This window comes from Frankia sp. BMG5.60 (assembly GCF_059428125.1).
Genome location: NZ_CM182091.1, coordinates 6,720,861 through 6,738,273, shown reverse-complemented (window position 1 = coordinate 6,738,273; position 17,413 = coordinate 6,720,861). Strand labels below are relative to the sequence as shown.

Below are 17,413 nucleotides of genomic sequence, written 5' to 3'. Positions count from 1 at the left end.
ACGCTGCTGGCCGGTAACGGCCGGTTGCGGTGTACGGGAGGCGTCTGCGGTGCGATGCGGACGATCGCGGGTTTGGACCGTGCAAAACGCACTGCAACCAGCCCCGCCCAGCTTCGGGGACCTGGTTCGGACCTGTTGGTTCCAGGTGACAGAGTCCGCCGGCTCTAGGTGACAGAGTCCGCGCGAGTGGGGTCCCGCACGACCACGGTCCCGGCCGCACGGTCGTGCAGGCCGCGCTGGTCGCGGTCCCAGATGAACACGGGCACCAGCAGGGCCAGCAGCAGGGTGCGCACCCCGACCCAGGGCCAGGACTGCCGGCCGCGGTCACGCAGCCGGATCACCCGCATGCCCAACAGCCGCATGCCGATCGTCTGGCCGCCGGTGCTGACGAGGATGAACTCCTCCAGCAGGAACACCAGGTAGATCGCCAGGCCGCGGACGTCACCGGCAGAGCCGAGCCCGGCCAGATACAGCACGCCGACGATCAGGTTCGCCACGACCGCGTCGATGAGGTAGGCCCCCAGCCGAGGCCCGAAGCCCACGACCGAGCCGCGACCCTCCGCCGGCAGCCCCAGCCGGACGCCCGGCGGCGTGTCCCGGGGCAGACCAGGCCCTTCGAGCCAGCCTCCAAGTGCTCGTCCCACGGCGCAAGCTTATCCGCCGCACCGAGCTGCACCCAACAGTTCACCAAGGGTGATAAAGTGCGCTCCTGTAACACAAACGAAACGACTTCGTGATGTCGCGGGTCCGCCGGGGCATGACCGAAGACACATCGACAAGCCGTAACCTACAGGCTTGATGAGCGTGACGGGACGCTGGAGGTCGAATGTTCACAAAAGCCGAGGACGTGCTCCGTTATATCCGCGACGAGGACGTGCAGTTCATCGATGTACGATTCTGTGATCTGCCCGGAATCATGCAGCACTTCACTATTCCGACGCAGGTCTTCGCCGAGTCGGTGTTCACCGACGGGTTGATGTTCGACGGCTCCTCGATTCGAGGCTTCCAGGCCATCCACGAGTCCGACATGCTGTTGCTGCCGGACCCGCAGACCGCCTTCGTGGATCCGTTCCGTGAACACAAGACCCTCGCGATGACGTTCTTCATCCACGACCCGATCACGAAGGAGCAGTACTCCCGGGATCCGCGGAACATCGCCAAGAAGGCGGAGACGTACCTGCGTGGTACCGGTATCGCCGACACGGCCTATTTCGGGCCCGAGGCGGAGTTCTACATCTTCGACGACGTCCGCTATGACTACAACCCCTACGGGTCGATGCACCAGGTCGACTCGGTCGAGGCCGCCTGGAACACCTCCCGAAAGGAAGAGGGCGGCAACCTCGGCTACAAGCCCCGCTTCAAGGGCGGCTACTTCCCGGTCCCGCCGACCGACCATTTCACGGACCTCCGCTCGGAGATGACCCGGGTCCTCTACGAGACCGGCATCACCGTCGAGATGCAGCACCACGAGGTCGGCACCGCCGGACAGGCGGAGATCGACATCCGCTACGACACGCTGTTGAAGACCGCGGACAACCTGATGCTCTACAAGTACGTCATCCGCAACGTCGCCCGTAGCCGGGGCAAGACCGTCACCTTCATGCCGAAGCCCCTGTTCGAGGACAACGGCTCGGGCATGCACGTGCACTCCAGCCTGTGGAAGGACGGCGAGCCGCTGTTCTACAGCCCCAACGGCTACGGCGGCCTGTCGGACACGGCGCGTTACTACATCGGCGGCCTGCTGCACCACGCACCGGCGCTGCTGGCGTTCACCAACCCGACCACGAACTCCTACCGCCGGCTGGTCCCCGGCTACGAGGCACCGGTCAACCTCGTCTACTCGGCGCGCAACCGCTCCGCGTGCTGCCGCATCCCGCTCGGCGGCGACTCGCCCAAGGCGAAGCGCGTCGAGTTCCGCGTCCCGGACCCGAGCTGCAATCCATATCTGGCCTTCGCCGCGATGCTCATGGCCGGCCTGGACGGCATCCGCAACAAGATTGATCCGCCGGACCCGATCGACAAGGACCTCTACGAGCTCCCGCCGGACGAGCTGGCCGCGGTTCCGCAGGTTCCCGGCTCGCTGGAGAAGGTGCTCGACGCGCTCGAGGCGGACAACGATTTCCTCCGCGAGGGCGACGTCTTCACCACCGATCTGATCGAGACCTGGCTGGAGTACAAGCGACTCAACGAGGTCGACGCCATCCGGCTCCGGCCGCACCCGTACGAGTTCACCCTCTACTACGACATCTGACCGACAGCGTCACCTTCGCCGCCGGCCGGGTCGAGAAACCCGGCCGCGCGGCCGGGGCACCGCGCGCACCGGCCGAGAACCGGCGGAGATTCCCGCCGACCGCCTCTCCAGGCCCCGTTCCAGCAGCGCCGGAGCAGGCCTCCCACATGGTCGCGGGCACCCGCCGAGCGAAATACTCCGCGCTGCCCGGGCGGGACCGGGAAAATTGGCGCCCACCACCTTGGGACGGCCGGCCGAACGGCTTCGGCGAACCAATGCCCTGGTCGGGCCGCCAATACCATCCGTGACGCACCAGAGACGAAGAATTAACAATCACGGAACGAGGCGGTAACGGGGCCCGACGAAGCTCCGACCGAACCCTCCCGTCCACGCGGCCTGGGTCGGCCTCCCCCAGGCCGATCACGAAGTCGCTCCGTTTCGTGCAGGACCAACCACGGGGAGTATTGAGTGAGCAAGGCCGATTTCATTCAGGCCGAATACATCTGGATCGACGGCACCGAGCCGGAGCCCCTGATGCGCAGCAAGACCCGCATCATCAAGAAGGGCAAGGACCCGGAGATCTGGGGCTTCGACGGCTCGAGCACCAACCAGGCGCCGGGATCGAACTCGGACTGCGTGCTGCGTCCCGTCTTCAAGACGCCCGACCCGATCCGGGGTGGCGACAACATCCTGGTGCTGTGCGAGGTCGAGCTGACCGACTTCACGCCCCACCCGACGAACACCCGGGCGGCCACCCGCGCCGTCGCCGAGAAGTACGCCGACATGTCGCCGATGTTCGGCATCGAGCAGGAGTACACCTTCTTCAAGGACGGCCGCCCGTACGGCTGGCCGGAGGTCGGGTACCCCGCGCCGCAGGGTCCGTACTACTGCGGTGTCGGTGGCTCGAAGATGCCCGGTCGCGAGATCGTCGAGAGGCACACCCAGGCCTGCCTCGACGCCGGCCTCGCCATCGAGGGCACCAACGCCGAAGTCATGATGGGCCAGTGGGAGTTCCAGATCGGCGTCCTGCCGGCGCCCGCCATCGGCGACCAGATCTGGTTGGGCCGCTGGCTGCTGCACCGGATCGCCGAGGAGTACGGCGTCGAGGTGTCCTTCGCCGCGAAGCCGATCCCCGGTGACTGGAACGGTGCAGGCGCGCACACCAACTTCTCCACCAAGCAGACGATGGAGGGCTGGGACGCCATCGTCACGTGCTGCGAGGCGCTCGGCACGCGCGTCATGGAGCACGTCACCCACTACGGCAACGGCATCCAGGACCGGCTGACCGGCAAGCACGAGACCGCCCCCTGGAACAAGTACTCCTGGGGCGCCTCGGACCGCGGCGCCTCGGTCCGCATTCCCTGGGCCGTCGAGAAGGCCAAGAAGGGCTGGCTGGAGGACCGTCGTCCGAACGCGAACATGGACCCGTACCTGGTCACCGCGCTCATCGTCGACACCTGCTGCAGCGCCCTGGCCGGCGACAAGCCGACCCTGTTCGTGCCGTCACAGACCACTCCGGCGCCCGCCGAGGTCAGCGTCTGAGCCTGACCGACACGTCTGCCCGGACCGATCGGCCGAGCAGCCCGCCGGGCCGGAGACATGCCGGCGCGGCGGAGACAGGTCGACGCGGCTGGGCAGACATCGCGTCATGGCCGGGGCGCTCGCGCGGGGGAGCGCCGGCGCCCCGATCCCCCGGTTCCCGCAACGGTGCGCACCGCGCGACGTGAGGTGGCAGGCGACAGGCCGGCCGTCCGAGGCTTCCCTCGGACGGCCGGCCTGTCGGCGTCCCGGGGCGGATCCATGCCCCCGAGATCGGACCGGAGCCGGCGGCGCGCCGGAGCCGGCGGCGGTCCGCAGGGGTCCGCGGCGGGCGGCGGCGTTCAGCCGGACTCGGCGGTCCTGAGCGGGCGGCGGGGCTCAGCCGAACTCGGCGGTCCGCTCCCGCGCGAAGACGTCCGCGACGACCGCCTCGGCCCGCGTCGCCAGCCGCCGGTACTCGGCGACGAGGTCGCCCGCGCCGTCCGCCGGCCAGCCCGCGGCCCGCGCCGTCGCCTCCAGGGCCGCCGGACGATCGGGAACCACGTCCGGCCGCGGCCAGCCCGCGAGCGTGCTCGCGTTGCGCAGCCGCGACGCCGACAGCCAGGCCGCCTGCAGGTCACCCGCCTCCGCCTCACCGAGCAGCCCGGCGAGCACCGCGGCCCGCAGGCCGTCGAGCGTCGAGGTGGTGCGCAGCGACGGGACCTGCCGGCCGTGGCGAAGCTGGAGAAGCTGCACCGCCCACTCCACGTCGGTGAGCCCGCCGGGACCGAACTTCAGGTGGCGGGTGGGATCGACCCCGCGGGGGATCCGCTCGCGCCGCATCCGACCGCGAAGTCGGATGATCTCATCGATCGTCGCCGCCGGCAGCGCCGTCGGGTAGCGCACCGTGTCGGCGAGCCGGCAGAACCGGTAGGCGAGCTCGGGATCCCCCGCCAGCGGCCGCGCCCGCAGCAGCGCCTGCGACTCCCAGTCCTGCGACCAGCGGCGATAGTAGGCGTCGTAGGCGTCGAGGGTGCGCGACAGGACGCCGCTGCGGCCCTCCGGGCGCAGCGTCGTGTCCAGCCGGAGCGCCGGATCCGGGCCGGGTACGGCGAGCAGCCGGTGCAACTCCCCGATCACCTCGGCGGCGGCCCGGTGCGCCTGCTGCGCCGAGTGGCCCGGTCGGGCCTCGTGCACGAACAGGACGTCGGCGTCACTGCCGTAGGACATCTCCGCTCCGCCGAGCCGCCCCATCGCGATGACGGAGATCCGCACCGGCAGGCCGGTGGGATCGCCCCCGGCGATCCTGCGCTCCGCGACGAGCAACGTCGCGGTGACGGTGGCGGCGGCGGCGTCCGCCAGGGCCCGCCCGACCGCGGCCACGTCGAGCAGGCCGAGCAGATCGGCGCAGGCCACCCGGACCAGCTCCTCCCGGCGCACCGCCCGGGCCCGGCCGACAGCGTCCTCCCAGTCGGGGTTGCGGTGCGCGATCGCGAGCATCGTCCGGCTGAGCGTCTCTCGCGGCACCGGGACGAGGTCGGCCTCCGTGCGCAGCAGCCGGACCGATTCGGGCGCCCGCGTCATCAGGTCCGCGACGTACCGGCTGGTGGCGAGGACCCGGGCGAGCCGGTCGGCGGCGCCGGCGGAGTCGCGCAGCAGCCGTAGGTACCACGGGGCGCGGCCGAGCGCCTCGCTGACCCGGCGGTAGGCCAGCAGGCCCGCGTCGGGATCGGGCGCGTCGGCGAGGGTCGGCAGCAACGTCGGTAGCAGATGCCGCTGGATCGCGGCCGTCCGGCTCACCCCGCTGATCAACGCCTCGATGTGGCGCAGTGAGCGGTCGGGGGCGGCGAAACCCAGCGCGGCGAGCCACTGCTGCGCCTCGGCGTGGGACAGCCGGACCTCCTCGGTCGACAGCCGGGCGACCGCCTCCAGCAGCGGGGCGTAGAACAGCTTCTGGTGCAGTGACCGCACGGTGCGCACGATCCGGGCGTGGGCGTCGGCGAAGTCCTGGGCGCTACGCATCCCCATCGACCGGGCGAGCCAGCGCAGCTCGCCCGGATCCCGCGGCAGGCTGTGCACCCGGCGCAGGCGCTGAAGCTGGAGCCGGTGCTCGGCGTTGCGCAGGAAGCGGTACGCCTCGGTGAGGTCGGCGGCGTCGCGCCGGCCCACGTACCCACCGCGGGCGAGGCCGTCGAGGGCGGCGAGCGTCGAGCCCTCCCGCAGCTTCGCGTCCACCCGACCGTGGACGAGCTGCAGGAGCTGGACGGCGAACTCGACGTCGCGCAGCCCGCCCGGGCCAAGCTTGAGGTTGCGCTCGGCTTCCGCGCGCGACAGCGACGATTCGACCCGGCGGCGCATCGCCCGCACGTCGGCGACGAAGTCCGGCCGGGAGGCGGCGGTCCAGACCAGCGGCGCGACCATGGCACAGAACTCCGCGCCGAGCACCAGGTCGCCGGCGATCGGGCGGGCCTTGAGCAGGGCCTGGAACTCCCAGGTCCGGGCCCAGCGGCGGTAGTAGGTGCGGTGGCTGTCGAGGGTGCGCACCAGGACGCCGTCGCGGCCCTCCGGGCGCAGGCCGACGTCGACCTGGAACAACGCGCCTGCGGAGGTCACCAGCCCCGCCGCCCGCACCAGCCCCTCGGCCATCCGCGTCGCGGCCCGCAGCGCCGCCTCCCCGTCTGCCGCCTCCCCGCCGGCCGCCGGCTCGGCGACGAACAGGACATCGACGTCGCTGACGTAGTTCAGCTCCCGGCCCCCGCACTTGCCCATGCCGATGACGGCGAGCCGGACCGGGGGCAGGTCCGGGTCGAGGCCGGCGCGGGCGATCGCCAGCGCCGCGTCGAGCGCCGAGCCGGCCAGGTCGGCGAGCTCCGTGGTGGCGTCGTCCAGCGCCACCGCGCCGGTGAGGTCTCGGGCGGCGACGACGAGCAGCGCCCGGCGGTAGGCGACGCGCAGCGCGTCGAGGGTCGCCGGCCGGTCGTCGGCGGCGCAGGGCGCCGGATCGGCGGCGTCGGCGCCGACCGCGCGCAGCAGCGCCGCCCGCACCCGGCCGGCCTCGGGCGGGGCGCCCACCAGCTCGTCGGGCCGCAACACCCGCCAGTCCCCGGGATGGCGGGCCAGGTGATCGCCGAGCGCGCGGCTCGCGCCGAGCACGGCGCACAGCCGTTCCCGCAACCCGGCGTGCTTGGCCAGGTCCGCGACAAGTCCCCGCCCGCGGGCCGGGCCGAGCGCGTCGACGAGCCGGTCCAGCGCGGCGAGCGCAAGGTCGGGGTCTGCCGCCGCGGCCAGGGCGCCGACCACGACGTTCGCCGCGAGCCGGACCTCCCCGCCGGAGCCGGCCCGCCCATCCCCACCGGTCGCCCCATCCCCACCGGTCGGCCCATCCCCACCGGTCGGCCCATCCCCACCGGTCGGCCCATCCCCACCGGTCGGCGCCGCCGAGCCTCCGAGCAGGCCGAGCCGCTCCATGGTCGCCGCCACCTGGTCGACGTCGCTGAAGCCGAGCCGGGCGAGCTGGGCGGCTACCGAGCTGCCGCGCGGATGGTCCGCCGCGGGCGGCGCGCCGGACCCGGGCGGGACCCCCGGCCATTCGACACGCATGCCGCAACGCTCACAGCACGGGCAGGTAGCGGTCGATCTCGAACGGCGTCACCTGCCGGCGGTAGTCCTGCCACTCGGCCCGCTTGTTCCGCAGGAAGAACTCGAACAGCTCGTCGCCGAGGGTCTCGCGCACCAGCGAGGAGCGTTCCATCACCGTGATCGCCTCGGCCAGCGAGCCCGGCAGGGCGGTGATCCCCCGCTCCTGACGCTGGACGTCGGTGAGCGTCCACACGTCGTCGGCCGCCGGCGCGGGCAGGTCGTAACCGCCCTGAACACCCCGCAGCCCGGCGGCCAGCACCAGGGCGAAGGTGAGGTAGGGATTGCAGGCGCTGTCCGGCAGCCGGAACTCCACCCGGGTGGCCTGCGACTTGTGCAGCTTGTACAGCGGCACCCGCACCAGGGCCGACCGGTTGTTGTGGCCCCAGCACACGTAGGCGGGCGCCTCCAGCACCTCGCCGAGGCGCTGGTCGCCGATGAGCCGCTTGTAGGAGTTCACCCACTGGTTCGTCACCGCCGTGATCTCCGCGGCGTGCGTAAGCAGACCGGCGATGAACGCCTTCGCGACCTTCGAAAGCTGGTATTCGTCGGTCGGGTCGTGGAACGCGTTGCGGTCACCCTCGAAAAGGCTGAGGTGGGTGTGCATGCCCGAACCGGCCTGATCGCCGAACGGCTTCGGCATGAAGGTGGCGTAGATTCCCTGCCGCAGTGCCACCTCCTTCACCACCTGCCGGAAGGTCATGATGTTGTCCGCGATGGTGAGGGCGTCGGCGTAACGCAGGTCGATCTCCTGCTGTCCGGGCGCGACCTCGTGATGGCTGAACTCCACCGAGATACCCAGCCGCTCCAGCATGCTGATCGCCTGCTGCCGGAAGTCATGGCTGATGTCGTTCGGCGTGAGGTCGAAGTACCCCGACTCGTCGACCGGTGCCGGCATCGGACCGCCGCGCTTCGGCGGCTCCTTGAGCAGGAAGAACTCGATTTCGGGATGTGTGTAGAAGGTGAAACCCGCATCCGCCGCCCGGGCCAGGGCGCGGCGCAGCACCCACCGCGAGTCCGTGGCGGCCGGCGCCCCGTCCGGCATGATCAGGTCACAGAACATCCGAGCGGTGAGCGGATGCTCACCGCGCCACGGAAGTACCTGGAACGTGGAGGGGTCCGGCCGGGCCAGCATGTCGGCCTCGTGCACCCGGGCAAAACCCTCGATCGCGGAACCGTCGAAACCGATGCCCTCGGCGAGCGCGCCCTCAAGCTCGGCGGGCGCGATCTCCACCGACTTCAGGTAGCCGAGCACGTCGGTGAACCAGAGCCGAACGAAGCGGATGTCCCGCTCCTCCAGAGTCCGTAGAACGAACTCCTGCTGCTTGTCCATGGTGCCTCCGCGCTGAGGTGGGGACTCGACCATACGGGCCGCCCGGTCAGCCTGACCCGACCATAGCGAGGACATCGCTCCGCCGTCGTGATGTTGCGTGCCGGCAACCGGCCCGCCAACGGCGCGTCACATCCTGCCCGCAGCACCTACCGCAGGGTCTACCCCGCAACCCGCGGCCGCACCGCGGATCATGCTGCCGACGGGGCGAGGTGGAGACAGAACTCAGGCCTGGCCTTTGCGGCCCATTCCCAGCGCCTTCCGGTAGAGCTCCGGGACTCGGTAACGCTCGGCCTCGTCCCGGGAGCCGGAGTCGATGTGCAGCAGGCCGACCTCCAACCCCGGACTCACCACATCGGAGGGCGACTTCCCGAACCCCGCAACGCCTGTTTGACGATCACCTTGAGATAGTCGGTCTGGTTCGCCCAGGGCAGCCGTGCGTCGCGGCCGAAGAAGTGGGGTCGCCAGCGTCGTTCCAGACCCCCCGGGGTCCGTCCGAAGCCTGCATCCAGAATTCGCACACTGGATGCGACTCCGGAAGGCGAGCTCATCCGGACACGGGCTGTCCCTCCACGTCCGTACCCGGGTAGGACGTGGAGGGACGGTGGTTCAGACCTGGATGCGGCGGGTGACGGCGTCGAGGATCTCGGCGACGGCGTCGTCGACGGGCACGCCATTGCGCTGGGAGCCGTCGCGGAACCGGAACGACACCGCACCCTTGGCGACGTCCTCGTCCCCGGCGAGCAGCATGAAGGGGACCTTCTGCCTCTGCGCCGTGCGGATCTTCTTCTGCATCCGGTCGTCGGAGGAGTCGACCTCCACCCGGATGCCGTGGGCGGCCAGCTTCGCGGCCACGCCGTCGAGGTAGGGCACGTGCTCGTCGGTGATCGGGATGCCGACCACCTGAACCGGGGCCAGCCACGGCGGCAGCGCCCCGGCGTAGTGCTCGAGCAGGATGGCGAGGAAGCGCTCGATGGTCCCGAACAACGCTCGGTGGATCATGAAGGGGCGCTGGCGGGTGCCGTCCGCGGCCTGGTACTCCAGGTCAAAGCGCTGCGGTAGCTGGAAGTCGACCTGGATGGTAGACAACTGCCAGGTTCGGCCGATGGCGTCGCGGGCCTGCACGGAGATCTTCGGGCCGTAGAACGCGCCGCCGCCCGGGTCCATGACGAGCTCCAGGTCCTGCTTCTGCGCCGCGGCGCGCAGCAGTTCGGTGGCCTCCTCCCATTCGGCGTCGGTGCCGACGGCCTTGCCCTCCGGCTTGGTCGACAGCTCCAGGTAGAAGTCGCTCAGGCCGTAGTCCCGCAGCAGCCCCAGGACGAAGTTCAGCACGCTGTCGAGCTCGGCGGGCAGTTGCTCGCGGGCGCAGAACAGGTGGGCGTCGTCCTGGGTGAGCCCGCGCACCCGGGTCAGGCCGTGCACGACGCCGGACTTCTCGTACCGATAGACCGTGCCGAACTCGAACAGCCGCAGCGGCAGCTCCCGATACGACCGGCCCCGCGACCGGTAGATCAGGATGTGCATCGGGCAGTTCATCGGCTTGAGGTAGTAGTCGGCGCCGCCGTCGAGCTCCATGGGCGGGTACATGCCGTCGGCGAACCAGTCGAGGTGACCGGAGATCTCGTACAGGTCCGACTTGGTGATGTGCGGGGTGTTGACGAACGAGTAGCCACCCTCGATGTGCCGGCGCCGCGCGTAGTCCTCCATGGCGGTGCGGATCGCGCCGCCCTTGGGGTGGAACACGGCCAGGCCCGGCCCGATCTCGGTCGGGAAGGAGAACAGGTCCAGCTCGGCGCCGAGGCGGCGGTGGTCGCGCTTCTCGGCCTCGGCGAGCCTCGTCTGGTAGGCCTTGAGTGCGTCGCGGGACTCCCACGCGGTGCCGTAGATGCGCTGGAGCTGCGGGTTCTTCTCGCTGCCCCGCCAGTAGGCCGCCGCTGAGCGCAGGATCGCGAACGCCGGGATCGACCGGGTGCTCGGCACGTGCGGTCCCCGGCAGAGGTCCTTCCAGCACAGCTCGCCGGTCTTCGCGTCGAGGTTGTCATAGATCGTCAGTTCGCCGGCGCCGACCTCGACGCTGGCCTCGGCATCCTCGCCCGCGCTCGACTTCAGCCCGATCAGCTCGATCTTGTACGGCTCGGCGGCGAGCTCGGCGCGGGCCTGCTCCTCGGTGACCACCCGGCGGGAGAACCGCTGACCCGCCTTGATGATGGCCTGGGCCTTCTTCTCGATGGCCTTCAGGTCATCCGGGGTGAACGGCGTCTCGACGTCGAAGTCGTAGTAGAAGCCGTTGTCGATCGGCGGGCCGATGCCGAGCCGGGCCTTCGGGAACAGTTCCTGGACGGCCTGGGCGACGACGTGCGCGGCGGAGTGCCGCACGATGGCCCGGCCGGTCGGCGAGTCGATCGCGATGGGCTCGACGACGGCGCCGTCGTCGAGGACATGCGCGAGATCACGCTGCTGGCCGTCCACCAGGGCGGCGATGACGTCGCGGTCGTCGGCGAACAGGTCGGCGGCCGTCGTCCCGGTCGGCACCACCCGCGGATCGCTACGCTGGGCGTGCTGGACGGTAACGCGGACGTCGGACACCGAAAGTCTCCTGTTGCGATAGGACACACGTGCGCGGGGATCACCGCGCCGACGACGTGTCGCCGGCCCTGCGGGCGACCCCACGGCGGGCCTTCCTGGCCCGATCGCGATGCTACCCGCGCCCGGACAAGGCCCCCAAGGCGTTTACACTCAGGGTGACGAGTCCGCCCCGCCGCGCCCGTTGGTGACGACCGGCCCGGTCAGCCGGTGCGTCCCGCCGGAGCCATGCCGGCTGGCCACGCCGCGCACGGCCCGGGTCGGGTAGGTCCCCCCGCCATGGCCCCGCGGACCGCCAACGCTGTACGAACCGCCAACGCTGTACGAACCGCCAACCGAGTACGAACCGCCAACCGGGTAGACGCCGGAGTCCGAGCCGCCGCCGGTGTTCGGATGAGCGGCCGGAAGGGCGGCCGGATCAGCGAGGGTGCCCGCCCCCGCGGGGCCCCCCGAGGCCGGCCCGTCGGGACGGCCCGGACCCCGCGGGCCGCCGTCCGGGTCGTCGGCGCCGGGGGCGGCATCCGGGCCCGCGCCGGTTCCCGGCACCCCGGGGTCACGGCGCAGGATGCCACCGAGCACGGTGTCGACGATCGTGCCGATACGAGTGCCACTCACCTCACGGTTGCCACTCATGTACTGGCGGTAGGCGACCGGGCCGATGAGCATGTCGACGATCAGGTCCACATCGACATCGGCGGCGAGCTCCCCCGAGTCGACACCCCGGCGCAGCAGGTCGGCCGCGCGCTGCCGGGAGGGCTCGATCACCTTCTGCGAGTAGGTGGCGAACAGCTCCGGATGGGTGGACCGCTCCGCGGCGAGCCTGGGCATGATGCGCCCGGACAAGGACTGGATGTTGTGCCGGCGCAGGGCGTTGAGCCAGGCCACGAGGTCATCGCGCAGGGAGCCGGTCTCGACGGCGTCCACGCTGTCGGCCAGCGTGCCGAGGGCGTCGACGATCAGGGCGTCCTTCGTCGGCCAGCGCCGGTAGACGGTGGCCTTGCCGACGCCGGCGCCGGTCGCCACCGCCTCCATCGACAGGCCGGCGAACCCGACGGTGGCCAGCTCGTGCAGGGCGGCGTCGAGGATCGCCTCATCGCAGCGCGGATCTCGGGGCCGGCCGGGAGAGCGCGCGGGCTTCACCCCGGAGGGCACGCGATCGGCCGGACGCCGGGGACGCGGGGGGCGCGCATCCGCGGTCGTCATCCGGCGCGTCCTCCGTCTGCTCTGCCATCCATCCCGTCACCACCGTGCCGATGCATCCGCATGGATAGGCCACCCGCTACCTGGTCGCGCCGTGTTCTCCCGCCGCATTTCAAGATCAGCATACGTGCCCGGAGGCCCAGACGCATCCGTTTGCCATGGCAGCGGCGTGGCGGGCGGTTCCATTCCACCCGGGTGTGCGGTGCGCACCGATTTCGCCACTCGGCGGGCGGGCCCGACCGTGGCAGCATGGACAGCACGCCGGGACGCCCAGCGCCCGGACGGACGCATCAGGAGTGCTCATGGATTCGTCAGGCACTGTCCGTAACCAGACATCCGACGACCACCCGCGGCCCGCGGACTCTCCGGACACGGCGGCGACGCTCTACGGCGCGCCGGCCGGAACCCGGCCGCCGCGCCGGTCGCGGTTCACGGTCCGCGACGTGGCGGCGGCGAAGAGCCGGGGCGAGAAATGGTCGATGCTCACCGCGTACGACTTCACCACCGCCACCGTCTTCGACGAGGCCGAGATCCCCGTCCTCCTGGTCGGGGACTCGGCCGCCAACGTGGTCTACGGCTACGACACGACCGTGCCGGTCACGGTCGACGAGCTGATCCCGCTCGTGCGCGCCGTGGTGCGCGGCGCGCCGCACGCGATGGTCGTTGCCGACCTGCCGTTCGGGTCGTACCAGGCCGGCCCGGAGCAGGCGCTCGCGACCGCCACCAGGTTCCTCAAGGAGGGCGGCGCCCAGGCGGTGAAGCTCGAGGGCGGCGCGCGGGTCGCCCCGGCGGTCGCCGCGCTCGTCGGCGCGGGCATCCCGGTGATCGGCCATCTCGGCCTGACCCCGCAGAGCATCCACGCCCTGGGCGGCTACCGGGTGCAGGGTCGGGACGAGGCGGGCGAGGTCCTGCTCGCCGACGCGCTGGCGATCGAGGCCGCCGGCGCGTTCGCGGTCGTGCTGGAGGTGGTGCCCGCGGATCTCGCCGCGCGCGTCACCAAGGAGCTGCACATCGCCACCGTCGGGATCGGCGCCGGCGCCGACTGCGACGCGCAGGTGCTGGTCTGGCAGGACATGGCCGGGCTGAGCGGCGGGCACGTCCCCCGCTTCGTGAAGCGCTACGCCGACCTGCGCACCGTGCTCGGCGACGCCGTGCGCACCTACCGCGACGAGGTGCGCGGCGGCCAGTACCCGACGGTCGAGCACAGCTACTGATCGCCCGCTGATGCCGACGGTCGGTGGCCGTTCGCGGACCGCCACGATCTGGCCACCGACCGTCCGGCCACCGGCCCCAGCCCGGCCCGGCCCGGCCCGGCCAAGCCCGAGACGTCGGCGCGCCGGGGTCGGGCGGTCAGGCGCGGGCCAGCGCCGCCGCAAGTTCGTAGCGCGCCGCCACCAGCGACGGTCCGTACCAGGTCAGCAGGCGGCCGGGGACGCAGACCGCGGGGGCGGCGAACGCCTCGGGCCCGTCGGTCGGGCTGAAGGCGTACGGCTCGTCGGGCAGCACGACGAGGTCGTGCGGTGGGAGGTGGGCCGGATCAAACCGCGGGTAGCGCTGCGGGGAGTCCGCCAGCACGTTGTCCACCCCGAGGCGGCGCAGCACGTCGCCGGTGAAGGTGTCGCGCCCGACCGCCATCCACGGGCGGCGCCAGATCGGCACCAGGGCGCGGCGGCGCGGGCCGGGGCGCGCGGCGTCGACGGCGGCCGCGTTGGTGGCAGCCGCGTTGGTGGCAGCCGCGTTGGTGGCGGTGTCGGCGGTGTCGGCCCAGGCCGCCCGGGCGGCGCCGAGCCAGGCGGGGCGCGGTAGGCCGCAGGCCAGCCGCAGCATCCGGTCAAGGCTGTCCAGGGCCGCCTCGACGGTGTTCGGCGCCGTCACCCATACGGCGAGGCCGGCGGCGCGCAGGGCCGCGAGGTCGGACTCGCGGTTCTCCTCGGCGTTGGCGCAGACCAGGTCCGGGGCGAGCGCGACGACCGCGTCGACGTCCGGATTCTTCGTTCCGCGTACCCGGGCCACCGCGAGTCCCGGCGGATGGCTGCACCAGTCGGTTGCCCCCACCAGCAGACCCGGCGCGGAGAGCGCGATCGACTCGGTCAGGCTGGGCACGAGCGAGACCACCCGGCCCACCGGTGCGGCAATCCGCACCGGGTGGCCGAGGTCGTCGTAGCTCAGGTCGCCGTGAGGCGCGGCGCCCGGGTCGGACCCTGTCCGCATCGTCCGCGCGGCGGTCAGACGTCGGTGATGCGCAGGCCGGCGTGCGACTTGTATCGGCGGTTGACCGAGATCAGGTTCGCGGTCAGCGCCTCGACCTGGCCGGCGTTGCGCAGCTTGCCGGCGTAGATGCCACGCATCCCGGGGATGCGCTCGGCGAGCGCGGCGACCAGGTCGGTGGCGGCCCGGTCGTCCCCGAGCACGAGGATGTCGGTGTCGATCTTCGCGACCGACTCGTCGGCAAGCAGCACGGCGGAGACATGGTGAAAGGCGCCCACGACGGTGCTGTCCGGCAGGACGGCGGCGGCCTGCTGGGCGGCGCTGCCCTCGGGCACCGCCAGCGCGAAGGCGCCGCCGGAGTCGAAGCCCATCGGGTTGACGCAGTCGATGACGATCTTCCCGGCGAGCGGCTCCCGCAGCGCCTCGAGCGTCTCCCGGTGACCGTCCCACGGGACGGCGATGATCACGATGTCGGCACGCTGCGCGACGGTGGCATTGTCGGCACCCTCGATGCGACGCCCGGGGCCGGCGAGCTTGGCCGCCGCCTCCTGGCCGCGCTCGGTCGACCGGGAGCCGATCAGGACGAGGTGGCCGGCTGCGGCGAATCGCAGGCCGAGGCCGCCGCCCTGCGGCCCCGAGCCGCCGAGGATGCCGATCGTCAGTGCGGGGACGTCCGGGAGGACGCGGTCAGTCGAAGTCACCCTGTCATCCTGCCCGACCGGGCCGTTCGCCGCGCGAATCCATGACCGGCCGTGAATCCGTTCCCGGACCTTTGTCGAACGGTGGGAACCGGGACGTTCACCCTCCGGCGCGACGTCCAGCCACGGCCCCACCCCCTCGCGGCCAGCCGGGGGCAATGAGGGACTATGCATGAACAACGGGACAGCTACGTGTTTGCTTCGCCCGCCCCCACCCGGCCGGGACTTCGGCCAGACCCGACGGGGCCCACACACGTCGCTACCGGCAGAGGAGCAGCGCAGGTGACTGACAGCTACAACACCTGGACGACCACGATAGGTGAGCGAGCGCATACGCCGAGCGAGAACGGTGGCGTCCACGGCAACCCCGGGCGTGCATTGGTCCCAGATGGGCCGTACCGTTCCGTTCCACACGCATCGAGCAGATCTTCCGAATCAGGCGAGAGAGGTCGAGCAATGGCGGACGTATCGGTTCGCTTCGCGATGACGAACGACAGCGAAGTGGTGCTGAACCTGTCGCTGCCGCAGGCGCTGCGCCTGATGGAAGCGATCGCACGCAAGGTGGGCGAGACTCTCGCCGAGCGCAGCACGCAGGCGGTCGGCGGAGTCGGCGGGGTGCCGACGTCGGCGCCGTCGAACGGCATGCCGAGCCTGGGGCCCTACACCCCGTCCTGAGCGGCCGGTTCCGGGCACGCTCGGTCACCACGGCGGCAGGGCCACCCGTCGTGCAGGGTCACCCGTCGAGCTGTGCCGCCCGAGTGTCGTGCCGCCCGCGACAGGGGCACGACCGGCGCGGTCGTAGCGGCGCCGGTGGAGTCCCTCATCCGCCGGCCGAGTGCCCGGGTAGCCAGCCGCTGCCAGCGGCGGCGGGCGGGCCCGCGCCCAGCGCCCGAGGATGTGACGTCGCATACACCTCCCGCAGCCGATCCACCGTCACCAGGGTGTAGATCTGGGTGGTGCTGACCGAGGCGTGGCCCAGCAGCTCCTGGACGACCCGGACGTCTGCTCCCCCGTCGAGCAGGTGGGTGGCGAAGGAATGCCGCAGCACATGCGGTGAGACCCCGTCGACCCCGGCCTGAGCAGCCGCGGTCCGCAGCACCGTCCACGCGCTCTGCCGGGACAGCCGGTTGCCGCGCCGGGAGAGAAAGACCGCCGCCCCCGACCGGGGGCCCGCGAGGCTCGGCCGGCCCAGGCGCAGGTAGTCCGCGAGCGCGGCGACGGCGCACCGACCCAGGGGAACGATCCGGTCCCGGCCGCCCTTGCCGTGCAGCCGCACCGCCGCGGCCTCCAGGTCGAGATCGTCGACGTCCAGCCCGACCGCCTCGGAGATCCGCGCACCGGTCCCGTAGAGCAGCTCCAGCAGCGCCGTGGCGCGCAGCCGGCGGACCGCCTCGGCGGGTTCCACCGGCGCCGGCGCGGGATCCTCGGCCCGGCCGGCCACCCCCGCCACCCCCGCCTGCGGGGTGCCCGCGGCCGCGGCGAGCACCGCGGTCACCTGGTCGACGGAGAGCGCCTTGGGCAGCTTGCGGGGCGGCGTCGGCGGTCGCACCGGGCGGGACACGTCCTCGCTGACGTCCCCCTCCTCGGCGGCGAAGCGGTGCAGCGAGCGCACCGCGACGAGCATCCGCGCCACCGATGCCGCGGCGAGCGGCGGATGGGTCTCGTCCCCCGCACGCAACGCGGCGGCGAAGCCGGCAACCTCTGCCTCACCGACCGCGTCCAACGAGCACAGGCCATGCGCCGACAGGTGGTTCAGGTAGCGGCGCAGATCGCGACGGTAGGCAAGGACGGAGTTCTGGGCGAGTCCCCGTTCGCCCTCCAGATGATGGAGATAACGCGCGATGACGTTCCCCGGCGTGCCCCGCTGCGAGGGCACGGGATGATCGAGGGCGTGGGCGGGCCCGCTGCCGTCGGGCGGCGATCCCGGCCGCACCGCCTCGACCGGCCCGCCCGCCGCGGCAGGCGGGCGCATCCGGAATGCCCGGTCGCCGTCGGTGACTCCCATCATCA

Annotated in this window: 13 protein-coding genes; 4 read left to right on the top strand and 9 right to left on the bottom strand. The window is 71.9% G+C overall.

The features are described from left to right. Window positions 1–164: 164 nt before the first annotated feature. Window positions 165–644: an RDD family protein gene (locus AC5R91_RS27620; protein WP_495394200.1), complete on the bottom strand. Its 480-nt coding sequence runs from the start codon at window positions 642–644 to the stop codon at window positions 165–167. Window positions 645–826: 182 nt separating this feature from the next. Between AC5R91_RS27620 and glnA (AC5R91_RS27615) the strand changes: the two genes are divergently transcribed. Together glnA (AC5R91_RS27615) and glnII are read left to right on the top strand one after the other, a co-directional pair. Beyond that, window positions 827–2,251, top strand: a complete 1,425-nt coding sequence (glnA, locus tag AC5R91_RS27615) for a type I glutamate--ammonia ligase (protein ID WP_011606265.1) — start codon at window positions 827–829, stop codon at window positions 2,249–2,251. Window positions 2,252–2,698: 447 nt separating this feature from the next. Then, on the top strand, window positions 2,699–3,772 hold the full coding sequence (gene glnII, locus AC5R91_RS27610) for a glutamine synthetase GlnII (protein ID WP_495394199.1): 1,074 nt from the start codon (window positions 2,699–2,701) through the stop codon (window positions 3,770–3,772). 375 nt (window positions 3,773–4,147) lie between these two features. On the opposite strand, the gene AC5R91_RS27605 is transcribed toward glnII, so the two are convergent. The 5 genes from AC5R91_RS27605 to AC5R91_RS27585 form a co-directional block, all read right to left on the bottom strand. Beyond that, entirely contained in the window at window positions 4,148–7,348 is a 3,201-nt protein-coding gene (locus tag AC5R91_RS27605; protein WP_495394198.1) for a bifunctional [glutamine synthetase] adenylyltransferase/[glutamine synthetase]-adenylyl-L-tyrosine phosphorylase, read from the bottom strand. A 10-nt stretch (window positions 7,349–7,358) separates the two neighbouring features. Continuing rightward, on the bottom strand, window positions 7,359–8,717 hold the full coding sequence (glnA, locus tag AC5R91_RS27600; protein WP_041939652.1) for a type I glutamate--ammonia ligase: 1,359 nt from the start codon (window positions 8,715–8,717) through the stop codon (window positions 7,359–7,361). Between the two features lie 222 nt (window positions 8,718–8,939). Continuing rightward, window positions 8,940–9,065 (bottom strand): hypothetical protein, encoded by a 126-nt coding sequence (locus tag AC5R91_RS27595; protein ID WP_495394197.1) that lies wholly within the window; start codon window positions 9,063–9,065, stop codon window positions 8,940–8,942. A gap of 258 nt (window positions 9,066–9,323) precedes the next feature. Next, window positions 9,324–11,300, bottom strand: a complete 1,977-nt coding sequence (gene thrS / locus AC5R91_RS27590; RefSeq protein ID WP_495394196.1) for a threonine--tRNA ligase — start codon at window positions 11,298–11,300, stop codon at window positions 9,324–9,326. 150 nt (window positions 11,301–11,450) lie between these two features. Beyond that, entirely contained in the window at window positions 11,451–12,500 is a 1,050-nt protein-coding gene (locus AC5R91_RS27585) for a TetR/AcrR family transcriptional regulator (protein ID WP_495394195.1), read from the bottom strand. Between the two features lie 299 nt (window positions 12,501–12,799). Between AC5R91_RS27585 and panB the strand changes: the two genes are divergently transcribed. Beyond that, entirely contained in the window at window positions 12,800–13,711 is a 912-nt protein-coding gene (gene panB, locus AC5R91_RS27580; RefSeq protein ID WP_495394194.1) for a 3-methyl-2-oxobutanoate hydroxymethyltransferase, read from the top strand. Window positions 13,712–13,847: 136 nt separating this feature from the next. Here panB and AC5R91_RS27575 read toward each other — a convergent pair whose 3' ends face one another. Then, on the bottom strand, window positions 13,848–14,708 hold the full coding sequence (locus tag AC5R91_RS27575; protein WP_495394193.1) for a helical backbone metal receptor: 861 nt from the start codon (window positions 14,706–14,708) through the stop codon (window positions 13,848–13,850). Between the two features lie 14 nt (window positions 14,709–14,722). After that, window positions 14,723–15,406, bottom strand: coding sequence for an NADPH-dependent F420 reductase (gene npdG / locus AC5R91_RS27570; protein WP_495394192.1), 684 nt, complete (start codon window positions 15,404–15,406; stop codon window positions 14,723–14,725). Between the two features lie 453 nt (window positions 15,407–15,859). Between npdG and AC5R91_RS27565 the strand changes: the two genes are divergently transcribed. Continuing rightward, window positions 15,860–16,078: a hypothetical protein gene (locus AC5R91_RS27565; RefSeq protein ID WP_009742848.1), complete on the top strand. Its 219-nt coding sequence runs from the start codon at window positions 15,860–15,862 to the stop codon at window positions 16,076–16,078. A gap of 145 nt (window positions 16,079–16,223) precedes the next feature. Here the strand turns inward: AC5R91_RS27565 and AC5R91_RS27560 are convergent, their stop codons facing one another. Then, the gene (locus AC5R91_RS27560) at window positions 16,224–17,408 is read right to left on the bottom strand and encodes a site-specific tyrosine recombinase XerD (protein ID WP_495394191.1); all 1,185 of its coding nucleotides are present in this window, start codon (window positions 17,406–17,408) and stop codon (window positions 16,224–16,226) included. Window positions 17,409–17,413: the final 5 nt, after the last annotated feature.